The 13,031-nt window shown below is 47.8% G+C and carries 8 protein-coding genes and 2 pseudogenes; 6 read left to right on the forward strand and 4 right to left on the reverse strand.

Annotated elements, in window-relative coordinates; all coding sequences use genetic code 11:
* The 4 genes and pseudogenes from ACEW8P_RS26720 to ACEW8P_RS26735 all read right to left on the reverse strand — a co-directional run.
* Positions 1-510, reverse strand: a pseudogene (locus ACEW8P_RS26720) (WYL domain-containing protein); the annotation flags it as partial.
* A gap of 116 nt (positions 511-626) precedes the next feature.
* Positions 627-1,562 carry a nucleotidyl transferase AbiEii/AbiGii toxin family protein gene (locus tag ACEW8P_RS26725; RefSeq protein ID WP_373516113.1) on the reverse strand — a complete coding sequence of 312 codons (936 nt, stop codon included), beginning with the start codon at positions 1,560-1,562 and terminating at the stop codon, positions 627-629.
* Positions 1,531-1,944, reverse strand: coding sequence for a DUF6088 family protein (locus ACEW8P_RS26730; RefSeq protein WP_373516114.1), 414 nt, complete (start codon positions 1,942-1,944; stop codon positions 1,531-1,533). Before ACEW8P_RS26730 ends, ACEW8P_RS26725 begins: the two co-directional genes overlap by 32 nt.
* Before the next feature lie 581 nt (positions 1,945-2,525).
* Complete coding sequence (locus tag ACEW8P_RS26735) at positions 2,526-2,690, reverse strand: hypothetical protein (RefSeq protein WP_373516115.1); 165 nt, start codon at positions 2,688-2,690, stop codon at positions 2,526-2,528.
* Between the two features lie 668 nt (positions 2,691-3,358).
* Between ACEW8P_RS26735 and tnpA the strand changes: the two are divergent.
* From tnpA to ACEW8P_RS26765, 6 genes and pseudogenes are all read left to right on the forward strand, one after another.
* Positions 3,359-3,589, forward strand: a pseudogene (gene tnpA, locus ACEW8P_RS26740) (IS200/IS605 family transposase); the annotation flags it as partial.
* 26 nt (positions 3,590-3,615) lie between these two features.
* Positions 3,616-3,900, forward strand: a complete 285-nt coding sequence (locus ACEW8P_RS26745; RefSeq protein WP_373516116.1) for a hypothetical protein — start codon at positions 3,616-3,618, stop codon at positions 3,898-3,900.
* A gap of 63 nt (positions 3,901-3,963) precedes the next feature.
* On the forward strand, positions 3,964-8,130 hold the full coding sequence (locus ACEW8P_RS26750; RefSeq protein ID WP_373516117.1) for a M20/M25/M40 family metallo-hydrolase: 4,167 nt from the start codon (positions 3,964-3,966) through the stop codon (positions 8,128-8,130).
* Positions 8,131-8,241: 111 nt separating this feature from the next.
* Positions 8,242-10,512 (forward strand): ABC transporter substrate-binding protein, encoded by a 2,271-nt coding sequence (locus ACEW8P_RS26755; protein WP_373516118.1) that lies wholly within the window; start codon positions 8,242-8,244, stop codon positions 10,510-10,512.
* A 16-nt stretch (positions 10,513-10,528) separates the two neighbouring features.
* Positions 10,529-12,136: a flavin monoamine oxidase family protein gene (locus ACEW8P_RS26760; protein WP_373516119.1), complete on the forward strand. Its 1,608-nt coding sequence runs from the start codon at positions 10,529-10,531 to the stop codon at positions 12,134-12,136.
* 427 nt (positions 12,137-12,563) lie between these two features.
* Positions 12,564-13,031: hypothetical protein (locus ACEW8P_RS26765; protein WP_373516120.1), on the forward strand; the 468-nt coding region annotated here is incomplete at its 3' end.

Below are 13,031 nucleotides of genomic sequence, written 5' to 3' on the forward strand. Positions count from 1 at the left end.
GCGGTTGCGGTACTCGAAGAGCAGTCCTGGCTCGATGGTACGGAGGATGGGGGGCGAGGTCGAACCCGTGTAGGCGGCGTACCTAAACTCAATTGCCCGCCGACTGCGTAAGGCTTCCCACAACAGCGGTAGGTGTTCGGAGCCGACGAACTGATTGTTGCGCTCAAGGAGGAGATAGTTACCCACTTCGTGTACGCTGGTGAGGGTGCTTTGCAGGAAGCTCAGCCGCTCGCAGCGTTCCAGCAGCGCCACGAATTGTTCGAAGTCCTCAATGTCCTCATCGGGCGGAACATCCAGGTAGTAACCCCGGCGGCGGTAGTCGTACTCGATCTTGAAGCCGGTGGTAGCGTATAATTCCTTAATGTCCCGCTCAAGGGTACGGGTGGATTTTTGGGCTATATCGGTTTCATTGAGCCGGGTGGTTAGTTCTTTTTTAGTTGGATAGCGGAAGGGTGCCTTTGTCCAGCGGATAAGACATAGGCGGCGGTGTAGGATGGCGGAGGGGTTCAAATTGGTGAGGGGTGAGGGGTGAAGCTGTTTGTCACCCAATGTAGAAATAAAAAAGAACTCCCAACAAACGTTTCAGCCCGTTCCTGTACCGGTTATAGCAACAAAAGGTCAGTTTCTTATCCGGCAATATAGGATGCAAGTATTCTCATCCGACTGAGGGCCGTAGCGTACGAGGGGACAACATCCCTTCCCGCATAGGACATGCCGCTCACGAATTTCTCGTACTCCCGGGGATAGGCCGGGTCCGTCGCCAGTATTTCCATGGCCTTTGAAATCTTCTCCTGTACGCTGAGTCCCGTTACTTCTGCGGCACGGTTATCGTCCCGGCTCAACGCCCTATTTACCAGTCCGACGAAGTGGGGGCTGTGCATCGCCTTCTCGCTCAGCATTGCCAAATCATGCAGGTGCCTGACCAGGTCGGGCTGCTTGTCCTGAGCACCCCTCACCCTGCTGGGAACGCGCCAGGCCAGCGCGCTGACTTTATCCGCCGCGTTTTCCACGGGATCGACACACGCAATGGATTCCACCTCACCCGGCTGGCCGGCCACCTCGTTCACCAGGGATGAAACGGGCAGGCCGACAGACGGAAGCTGCAGACTGCCCATGGTCAGTTCAAGCTTGATGTGCGGGCGCAGGACTTCCGCCGGGTTGAAGCGGGAAGGGTAGTCCAAATCAATGATGATGTTTCGGTTGTAATCCGAAGCTGTGGTTTTGAAGGTGTCAAAAGACTCGTTCAGTAATTCCACGACGGATTTCTTAAAGCCGGACATGGCTTTCCGGATCTGCGAATTGTTTTGCCCGTCAAGAGTTGGGGCGAGTACGCGGAAATCAATGTCCTCCGAAAACCGGTGGATAAGCCTGTGGGCCTTTGAGAGGGCTGTGCCCCCGGTAAACACCAGAATGAAATCCCGTTGCGGCGGCTGTGTCAATAGCTTGATGACCTGCGTGGCGTACCAGTCCTTTTCAATGAACGCTTCGCTTACTCCCTTGACCAGTGCAACCTCCTCGATGAGCGCTTTGTCAGGAATTGTACTCGTAGCTGATGTAGGCATCCTTGAAGCTGATTTTACGGCTGATCCTGTCTTTCACGCCAATCATGCGGCCTGTCGGCACCTGCATGGATCGCCCCTCCCTGTAATCTGATTCTGCTTTCGAGGGGACGGTCTCGACCCGCAGTCTCCTCAGAGCCTCTTTTCCCAACGTGGGCAAAGGAGCGACCGGCACGGTTTCGCCCGTCAGGGCGGATTGTTTGGCTTTGGCGTACAACCCATAACCTATCCTGATAATTTTACCTTTTCGGGCAATACTCCTCAACGCCCTGCCCACCTGATCGTATCCCCCCAGATCGGAAAAGTCCTCCCGTAGTACAATTGGGGACTTCCTGCGACTGATTCTGGCGAGAACTCTGGTTTCCAATTTTTCTTTATTTCCCATTGTCTATCAACCGTTTGATCTTACAAAGATACGACACATTATGAATACAAAAATACGACACTTTTCATTCGTTTCCCAGCAAGCATTTTGAAAAGAGGGGCATTTTGTAATGGTTGTACGAAGCGTGCTTACGCATTTCGGCGTAGTGAACCTTCCAGGTTGCGGGGACAGCGTTAAGTGAAGCAATATGGCTTTGTATATCGGTTTTCAGACCGTGATGCTAGTTGGCAAACTTGGTCGGCCCACGAGCGCAAGCCCTTGGGGCGTGGTTCAGAAAGCCATACCTTGATGGACCTTGCCTATCCATGGGCTTTCTTTTAAAAACTTCCTCGAAAATAGGGGCCAACAAGTAGGACCAGCTCAAATAGAAAGGGTGTCTTTATGGACCTAACTTATTGGCCCTTGCGAGAGGCCTCCCCACTTAGTACTGTACTCGGTCAGCCCATCAGGAGCTACGCTACGCTAACAGTGTTCACAGGTCGGCATGTTTGCGACCGGTACCATAACGCTTATGAATTCGACGTGATACTTTAACTGATTCGGGCTTTTACCACCTGCTAGGGCCCACCTGCGTCATACAGCTAGTCGGGCCGTAGCGGAGTCAGCAGAAGCTGCCGTTGGGTAGACTGATAGGCCACAACAAAACGCATGTACTTTCCGTAGTACCTCATCAGCTCCCCGAGATCCAGCCCGGTCGCTTGCCTGAGGGATTTATGGAGTTCAAATAGATCGCGCCCCTTCAGCAATTGGTTGCAATTTTCAAACCCAGAGTTTGCAGGGGAAGGAATTCTGATTCGAAGCAGTACTTCAACGTGTTATTGCTATTGCGCTTGGCGATCGAGCCAGCCGCCAAGAATCTCAGCAGCTGCTGCAACCGGATAATGAGCGCCTTGATGGGCTCAGGCTGGATCTGTAATGGGATTAGTATCCTCCGAATAGTAGTGCTGCGGGTGCAGAAACATTTTGTGCCGTGCCTTCCTGGAGCCCCAAGCGGGTGGGCCAGCCACTCATCAGAGAAATTTTGACTAGCGCCCAGCAGACCTCCATGTGTGGAACTGTTTATTGTATGAGCAGCAGTGAACAAGTTGCCGGACTTACTCACTTCGAGCAGTCAACTTATTTTAGTGGCATACGGGTTTCAACTTCCCCACAGAGCAGAGCGGTTGGTAACCGGGCCTGAAATGTAAAAGTCTTACCGTTTGATAAGTTTTGCGATGATGGTTATTCCAATTGTTAAAATTATTATATACTTTTCAAAAATAATTTTAACACGAGGGAAATTGACCTTAATGTTTTTTTTGGGGGATATTCCCTGGCATTTAGGCGAAGACTTTAGTTCAATAAATTTGGGTAGCAAGCTTTCTCAGTCAATATGTAACACTAATGAAAGACAGGCCACACGACCTACGACTGCAAGTATCACTTGGTATGGATAACGAAATATCGGAAGACAATTCTGGTTGGTTTGGTTGTTGAGCGAGTTCGCGAGTTGGTGCGTAGAATCTGCAAGCAGCATGACTTGAAGATAGTGAAAGGTCATGCCTCGAAAGACTAGGTACATCTATTAGTCTCAGTTCCGCCGTACCTGGCGATAAGTAAGCTGGTTCAATACTTGAAAGGGAAGAATTCATTCAAAATGATGTCTGAGAACATGAACGTGGCCTTCTGTTTATGTCTTATCAGACCTCCATTCGAAATCAGTTTGAGTTTTTACAACGCAACTGGGCCATTTCACACTCCAAAACTAGCGTTAATGGTCATGATCTGGTGGTTGGTCAACATGGTTTCTCCACAGCCAATCGTATCGCCTGGCTTCAGTGGAATGGCTGGGAAATCCAAATCAGTGTGGTGGGTGAGTGGGTTTTTACCAGTGCAGGAGGTTACTTTTTTACGCCGGGAATCTCCGCAATCACCCAGATTATTCAGAATAACTTAAACGATATAAATGCGCTTTGAAGCTAAATGGCCGATATGAAGAGGCCACCTATACGGATCACCGATGATTTAACAATAAAGTAAATGACTCCCAACCTGGCTAAAGTTGCCTTTTTCGATATAGGCGGGACTCTTGGAAACGTCCGCGTCGTTTCAGAAAATGGATTCGCAGAAGATCTGGCTGAACCCATTTTTGAACGAACATGGTTTGATGGTTTTTCCTCGCCCGTTTTCTTTCTGGAAAGTCAGCGGTTAAGACTGGATATATTTCCAGGAATTGTCGAAACACTCAGAGAATTACAAACGCAGAATATTCGGCTGGGCGTTGTTTCCAAAATAGGTGATTTTGCTCCTTCCAGCGTTGATGAAATGCTAAGGGATGCCGGGGTTTTTACTTTTTTTGAAAAACAGCTTTTGCATTATGTTGGAGGTGACACACCTAAAAATAAAAGGGAATTCAAGAAAGCGCTCAAAAAAGCTAACCTGAAGAATGGTGACAACGCTGTTTACGCTGGCGAAGACCCGAACGAACGTGCTCAGGCTGAACTGGCCGGTATGCGGGTTGCGGGTCGTCCGGAAGATGCGTTAGCGGTTCTGCTTGCCAGGCACGTCCTATACGCTAAAATTTCCATACCGGCTGAACAACAGGCTAATGAATGGCATCAGGTATTACTCGATCACCAGGTAGAACCGCTTTATGTTACCGATGATAACGGCAAAACGGTGTACGCTATCGTACAGCAGGAGCAAATGGATATTCTTCGCAGTCACCCATTTCAATTTAGTGTTCAGCGGTTGGGAGAACTCGATGCTCCCTACACAACGGAACTCTATCTTTTACGGGATGTACCCTCTCCCCCTGATTCATCCGATCAGGCAACGGAAAAATACGCCCCAGGTTTTGAAAGCGGAGAAACCCAATCCTGGATTCTTGAAAAGACCCGGGAAACAGGCGTTGATGTCCTCTTCGTTGCGTTACCCATTGGTAATACCATTGAAAACCTGTCGCATTTTACCGGCAGTTCTGCCAGCCATCGTCACGGACACACGTTAAAATTAACCCCCCCTTCAACATCGTTACTTCAGCCCATCGGCTTCGGCCCTAATGCCTGGTCGCCTGACTGGTTAGTGGCAGATTCAGCGAGTGGTTTATTGGCCGAAACGTCAGCGCAAATATCCACCAGTGAAATTGAAACGCTGAAAAGTGAAATTACGGAAGCCCAGTTTACAGAATATATCGAACGGTATTCAGTAGAAATACCAAGTCGTCATATCCAGCACGCTGGCAACAGGCTGGCTGTAGAGAAACTGGTTGAGGATCTAAGTGCCATCCTGGGTAGCGAATTTGTCTCGACGGATCGTTTTGTTCATGAAGGCAGAATACTTAGCAATGTTACTGGAAAAATACCGGGAACAACACTGGAAATAATAGTGCTGAGCGCCCATCTGGATTCTACAGGAGCAGGTGATGAGCATTTTAGGCCAACTACCGATCCGGCACCGGGGGCCGATGACGATGCCAGTGGAATGGCAGCAGTACTTTTGGCGGCCAAAGCCATCAGGAAATTGACTGAAACAGCCGGACAGCCATCGCGAACCATTCACTTTGTTCTGTTCAACGCCGAAGAGCACGGTCTGGTAGGAAGCCGTTTCTATGCGAATAAGCAACGGGCTGCCCATGAACCCATTATTGCGGTATATCAGTTAGACATGATTGGGTTTGACCAAGTACCGCCATCACAGTTTGAAATTCATTTCGGTTTTGCCCCCAGAATAGAAATTCAGGAACGGTCTAGATTGTTGGCGAATCTCATAAGAAGAATTACTCCTCAGGTCGCACCGGCGCTTCCCAACCCAGAAGTCTTTCCCGCACATTCTTCCCAAGCGGACCCGGCCGACCGGCGGAGTGATCATGCCAGCTTTCAGATGGTCGGCTATGCTGCCTGTGTCATCTCCGAAGATTTTTTCCGTGGCTCAGACAATGGCTCTGGCGAATCAGACGGAAATCCGCATTACCACCAACCTACGGATAAAATAGAGGAGCTAAATGTAGGCTATGCCGTAAATATAGCCCGGGTAATCACCGCAACAATATGGATGAATGCGAATAAAGAAATTACTACTCTCACCAACACATTCAAAAACTCTAACCACTCAAAACTTACTATGCCTAAGAACTTTGATAGCCGCAACTTTAGCTTTAATCGAATTGAGAGTGGATCAGCTCTTCGAGATTCGGCAGCTAATTTAGTCAGTTCAATTATTGCTGAAGCTACCGTCAATAAGATGACAGGAATGCCTCGTTCATTTGGCAGCGCAGGCTCCGAATTGAAAACGCCCCTTTCCCTTTTACAGCGTGCCATCAAGGAAGTGCAAGGACAGCTGACTGGCTTCAGCGCGGAAGAACCAGCTGATTTTGTGCCTGATCCCCTAATTCTAGAAACGAGTGCCGGAACCAGGGTAGTGAACCTGCATCAACAGTACTTGGGAGTGCCTATTTTCCAAATGTCTCGTAACGTGCAATTTACGGCTTTTGGCGAAGCACCGGTCAGTGAAGGCGACAGCATTCCTCATCCATCAGGCTTCGATATAACTCCCGTTACAGATTTGTTAAAAGCAGTCGTATTATCTATCGAAAATTTACAGAGTGTAATCCAAGAGCCGGATCATGATCCATTTATGCTCCCTCCTGATCCGGATGCGTTCGGTGTAGTGAACGAAATGCAAATTGAGCCATCCGAACCGGTTGAGATAAAGCTTGATGGATACATTCCGAAAGTAGTTTACGCGTTTGCCGATCCGACGCGACATACGTTAATCGGCTGGCTCAAGGCATCCGATGATTCAGATGAAACACCGCAAATAGGGCCACTAGGATCATTTATACCTGTAAATTTAACCATTTTTTATCAAGGGTTTGATACGCGCTTAGGTTGGGAGATGCTGATTACCTTAGCGGGTCAAACCGATCAATACCGAATTATCTGGCCCGCCGATAATCCCGCAGCCTTGGAACCTCTATATCGCCAGCAAACGGCGAGAAGTGTACGTGCAACGGGTTTTATTTATCCTTTCAGTCCCAGACCCGGGGGAACACCCGCCCCTGTCAGTACTAAATTTCCGCTCGAGCTGGGCTTATACCCAGTTGACAGACAATTGTCAAAGCCTTCGGCCGACCCCTTGTTTCCGAGGGATTGGTGTGACGGCGAGGATGCTATCGGTAACGCAACCTTCGCTGTAAAAGGGAATACCATTGCTACCTTTCGTGGGACACGGAACGGCGACATAGTCAATTTCCAACCCAATGATCCATTCGGAGATGATCAAAAGGTGTTAAATATCTTCTATTTCTGCAATTATATGCATGACTTTTTTTATCTACTGGGTTTTGACGAAGCAAACGGAAATTTTCAACGTATAAACTTTACGGTTCAGGGCAATCCAAGTGACCCCGTAAAAGCGAAGGCTCATCCTGGCGTTGTGACTGGAACCGCAAATATGCTTACCCCGGCTGATGGAATAAGCCCTATAATGAATATGGGGTTGGTGGCGGGAAATCGCCATACCGCTTTTGATGCAGATGTTGTCTTCCATGAATTTTGTCATGGGGTTACTAATAGGCTGGTAGGTGGGCGGTTTAACACATCAGCCCTTGAGCAACTTCAGTCAGGTGGGATGGGTGAAGGATGGGGTGATTACTTTGCGTTAACCATTCAAAATTTTGATAAAGATGTTCAAACCGAAAGACGTGTAACTGGGGACTGGGTCACTAGTCGAAAAGCCGGTATTCGTGCTTTCCCTTACGGTCCCAGAAGCGCGAGTCATGAACCTGATGCGTCAAGAAGATTTCCAGATAGCTTTGGTAGTATTGGCACGGGACGATATAGCCAAGTACACAATATTGGCGAGATTTGGTGCGCTACGTTAATGCATGTAAACCGGATGATTGGTATTCGGATGGGTGATTATAAACGTGGTCATCAAATCGGCTGGCAGATAGTTGTAGACGGCCTAAAGTTAACACGTGGCAATCCAAGCTTTCTTGATGCCAGGAATGCGATTCTGAAAGCACTTGATGATTTAAAAACGGCCAATAAATTAACCACTTTCGATCATAAAAACGCACTTACTGGCGCTTGGATCGCCTTTGCAGAATTTGGCATGGGAACCAACGCCTTTTGTCCCAACGCTTCCCTACAAGACATACAGGAAAATTTTGATTTGCCGGTAGATCTGCAGGTAAGCGCTTAATACGCCTTACCCTCTCGTTTCTACCCCTAACAATAAGCAGGCATGCCCGTTGTTAGGGGTAAATCAAGCCGTGTATGATCAGGTATCCGTTCAATTCATTCCATTAACAGCATGAAGGTTCTTCCAAAAATAATCATTTCCGTTGAGGAAAGTGATTCATCACTAGGGTTCTACGAAACCTCCGGTAAGGAAATCGCCCGTATAAAAACCGGCTTCTGGCCACACGAGATCGCCGTCAGCCAGGATGAGACGACGGCATACGTCACCAATTTTGGAGTAAAGGACTACGACGAAACGATTGGTGTACCAGGATCCAGTATTTCGGTGATTGATATTCGGAACGCCTGTGAAATAAAACGGCTTTATACGTATACTAACGCCCGGGAGTACGAGAATTTCAAAGCGCCCCACGGCGTTAAGCTATCGCCGGATGGAAAAAGTCTGTACGTCAACGTCGAGGGAACTGATGAGGAAATGCTCATTTTTAACCTTGAATCACAGGATCCTTTTCCGCAAAGCTCGTTTAAGCTGGCATTGGGCACTGAACCGAAAGGGGTAACGTATAATTCCCGTCATTTTGATATCCAGGATGGCACTCATAATTTTATTTTTTCGGCCGATGGACGATATCTTTTTATAAGCGCCGGCCGGTTTGGCTTGTTTAAACTGAATGCCGTTACAGGAGAAGTAGTAAAAAAGATCTTGGAAGATCCGCAATCTCCCGTCCGTGGTCTTACATATAACATCCACGGGACGTTTCTGATCGTATCAGGCAAGGGCAAAATCTCCTTTGTTGATCCCGAAACATTCGAGGTGATCCGGGAAATTAAAGAATTGAATGTTAGTCAACTGTTATACGCTCAGCCCACACCTGATGGACGTTATATACTCGCTCCTGCGGTGTGGGAAAGCGTCGTTTTGGTGATCGACGTCCTGACCGGAAAAGTGGTCAAACGAATCATTACGGGTATTGACCCCATTCACATTGTATTTGACGAAGCGGCGTCAACGGCTTACGTTTCTCATGGCCGAAGTAATTTCATTCTGTCGATTGACCTCAACACTTTCACCATTAACGGAAAAATTGAAACGAAGGGAGGGCCAAACGGAATGGTCCTTGTCAGCTCCCATCCTATTCCAGCGAAAAAAACGATTACGTTCGGCGCTTGTCTTCCCCTGTCGGGACCAACCGCTACGGAAGGTCGCGAGATCCGCCTTGGGTACCAATTTTGGCAGGAGAAAACGAATGAAGCGGGGGGTATCCTCATCGGCGGTGCTGCATTCCTGGTCAACCTGGTAATACGGGACACTGAATCAAGAAGTCTAGGAGCGGGCGATCAGGAATTCATTCAGTCGCTTACCGAAGAGCTCATTCTGCATGAAAAAGTGGACTATCTTTTAGGCTCGTACCCAACGCCCCCGAACCTGTATATGGCGGAAGTAGCGCAACGCTATCGGATCCCGATGGTGACGGCCACCGGAGCCGGAGAAGTAATTTATACCAAGGGATATGAATATATACATGGCATTATGTCCCCAGCCAGAGTCTATTTATCCGGAACGATCGAGGTGCTGTTGACGGAACACGCCGATCACCCGCCATCATCCATTTTTTTTCTTTCCTGCGACGACCAAGCGGCCCGCGAGGATGCAATCAAAACTGCTGAATTTGCAAAAAATAGAGGTCTTAGGTTGATAGAAATAAAGGAGGTAAACAATTGTACGAGGCTATCTGAGGGCGTTTATGTCTATCCCCACAACCTAATTCAATTTGACGAAATAATCGCCGCAGTGAAGGTAGCACTCCCCGATCTGTTTTTTAATACCGGACACCTCGCCGAAAGTCAGTCTATTCTTCAGTCGATTATCGAGGCTGATTTTGCCCCAAAGGGGCTTGCCTTTAGCGTTGGCCCTTCCATTCCGGCATTTCGGAATACCTTTGGCGATCAGTCAAAATTCCTCTTTGGAAGCGCGCAATGGAACGAGCATACCTCACTTATCGGGTATGACGAATTTGAAACGCCCGCCAATTTTGCGGATCGCTTTTTGAAGCGTTTCTCCATGCCCGCCTCCTATTTTTCCGCCGGCGGATATGCCTGCGGAATTGTATTCCGGCAAGCTCTCATCGCTGCCAGAACCACCGACCGGGAGTCAGTTAACAACATCCTGAAGCAAACCGATCTTGAGACTTTCTTTGGGTCGATCAAATTGGATCACCGGGGCCTCAACGACAGCAAACCCATCATTACGGTACAGATTCAGGATTTACCTACCAAGCCCAACTCGGAAGTACCGATCTACCCAAAGAACCTGTCCGGAAAATTTAAAAGCGTCTATCCTTTCCCGGGCTGGCAACGGACAACCTATTCTTCTGACAACTAACCTGACCCTACATCGTATGCTGGATACCATTGACCAAACAATCTCCCGAATCGAAAAACTGAACGGGGATAAAAAAGGAAAGAAAATCGCAATCGTCGGTGCCGGAATGGCGGGCTTGACGGCGGCGTATGAATTGTCGCGAATGGGCCACGAGGTGGTCATCTTTGAAGCAAGCGAACGAGTCGGCGGCCGCGCCTTTACGGCCCGGCATAATGATCAGTATCATGAGTACGGTGCTATGCGTTTCCCAAAGGAACACGACCATACACGATATTACGCCACCCTATGCGGCCTTCACTTTGCAACCTTTATCAATCATCACGGAGACGAGGACACATTTTATTTTATCAAAGGTATCCGGTGCCGGCAGTCAGAATGGAATAGTAAACTCATTGCTGAACTCCGACTTTCCGAAAACGAGCTAAAGATTATCCATGAAGGGCCAATCGAGCCGGGAAAAGGCCCTCAACTGCTGAACCTATTGGCTTTCCCGTTGGAAAATACAATCCGGGAAATTGAAAATAACGAGTTTGATCTCCGTGCTATTCTGGGCAAAGGCCCTATGACTCACCGAATCCGCGAGTTTGATAAGATGTCGCTCGGACAATATTTGCGTACTTATCTTGATACACCGGATGCCCTTGAACTGATCGGCACCATAACCGGCTTGGAAGATTTTTATGACCGGGCCGTATCTATGTTTATCCGGGAAGAATTTGTGGCTCGCGATCGACTAAAGACACAGGGGATTGATCCGGGAATGGATGAGATCGTAGGAGGAACCGATCTGCTGTCGAAAATCCTAGCGGAGAAGGTTTCCGATCAGGGAGTGACCATCCACCTTAAACACGAGGTCTTTGCCATCAATAACCAAGGAAATCATATACGGCTTGAAGTGCGGAAAAGGGGGCGAGATGAAAATCAGGAAGAGCTGGCGTATGACTTTCCATTTGTCATCTGTACCGCTCCTTTTCCAGTGGTAAGAAGGATGAAACTAACTGGCGTCAGCGACGGCAAGCGGCGTGCCATTCGAAATATATCGTATGCCTCTTCGACCAAGGTGTTGATATTTACCAGCAACCGATTCTGGGAAAATACTACTTATAGAATCAAAGGAGGGGCCTCCCAATTCGATTTAGTTAACAGTCAGCTCTACTATCCTTCCTATAACGCCCCGATGAACAAGGCGCTGCCAAGTCAGATGAAGGCCTCTTTCCTGCAGATTAATACCGTTGATAAAGGAGTGAGCCAGGCAAAGCCGGAAAAACCCGGTGTGCTGGTAGGCAGCTACTGCTGGGGACCTGACGCAGTCAGACTAGGGGCGTTGCCGTCGAAAGAGCGGGAAAAACTCGTAGTTGACTGTGTTGCTACCGTACATCCGGAAATACTTGAACCTGGAATGGTTCAGAAAACGGCGTCCATCTGCTGGGATACCGCTCCTTGGGCCGGCGGGGCGTTCTCATTCATGAAACCAGGGGAACTACCTCTCTATTATGAAGATGCCATCAAACCTGAAGGCAATCTTCTGTTCGCTGGCGAACATTGTTCGATCGACAACGGCTGGATACAGGGCGCCATTACTTCATCGCTTAGTGCGGTCAGACACATTGTTCAACAAGCTTAGCGTCCACCAATGAAACTTGGGGTTCTTTTGCCGAATCATACCTTTTTCGTCACTAAGGTAGTCGCTATTGGATAAAGTATTGATAATCAATTACCTAATCTCAAAAGGTAGCTTTACAGGGCAGAGGTACTATTTTCGATAGACTATTTTTTTATCTCTAATTTTTAAACTTAATCTGGATTCATAAACCGATAATCAATTGGTGATCAGTTGGATTGATTTACTGGACTTTCTAGGATTAAACTCATCCGTTCCATCTATGTCCGAAAATTTCGGTCAAACGATGAAAAATGTACGATTCGGCAAAGCAACCCTAGAGGGGGTTGACCAGGTACCCTCTACCATGAGCAGTAGCCAGGCAAAAGCCGGTGGTTTAGCATCGTTTATTATGTTAAAAATGAATCAAATCAGCAAAAAATAGTTTAATATGAAATTCATACTGAAAATAAACGGGTCGAAACTAGAAAAGGCGGCGTATGTGGGCTGGACGCCTGTAAAATGTATGCTTACCGTGGAGGACTACGAGGGGCAAAACCATATGCCGGTTACCATTACCACCGGCCACTATGGCAAAAAGGGCCGTTTGTCTCTTTTTGATAGCAACGCCACTTCTTGTAACCCCATTGAAAAACTTGAGCACGATTTTCAGACCCAAGGTGAATTTTCTTTCTATATAGCTGGCCAATATCCGAATGCAAGTGAAGGAGAGAAAGACACTTTTATACAAGTAGAAAGTTCTGCAAATTTAGTGCCTGTTCACACTACAAAAGTAATGGTTAGGGTAAGAAAAAATGCAAATAACTTGACTGACGATGAGATAAACATATTCTTGGAAAGCTTTGTCAGACTAAATACTACTTCAGCAAAAAATAATTACGAAGGTAATTACACAGCC

The organism is Persicitalea sp. (genome assembly GCF_041751555.1).
GTDB lineage: Bacteria > Bacteroidota > Bacteroidia > Cytophagales > Spirosomataceae > Persicitalea.

Bases quoted from the DNA above. Each gene is read 5' to 3' on its own strand.
- ACEW8P_RS26760 (WP_373516119.1), top strand. From the start codon at position 10,529: ATGCTGGATACCATTGACCAAACAATCTCCCGAATCGAAAAACTGAAC.
- ACEW8P_RS26725 (WP_373516113.1), bottom strand. From the start codon at position 1,562: ATGCCTACATCAGCTACGAGTACAATTCCTGACAAAGCGCTCATCGAG.
- ACEW8P_RS26730 (WP_373516114.1), bottom strand. From the start codon at position 1,944: ATGGGAAATAAAGAAAAATTGGAAACCAGAGTTCTCGCCAGAATCAGT.
- ACEW8P_RS26745 (WP_373516116.1), top strand. From the start codon at position 3,616: ATGTCTTATCAGACCTCCATTCGAAATCAGTTTGAGTTTTTACAACGC.
- ACEW8P_RS26750 (WP_373516117.1), top strand. From the start codon at position 3,964: ATGACTCCCAACCTGGCTAAAGTTGCCTTTTTCGATATAGGCGGGACT.
- ACEW8P_RS26755 (WP_373516118.1), top strand. From the start codon at position 8,242: ATGAAGGTTCTTCCAAAAATAATCATTTCCGTTGAGGAAAGTGATTCA.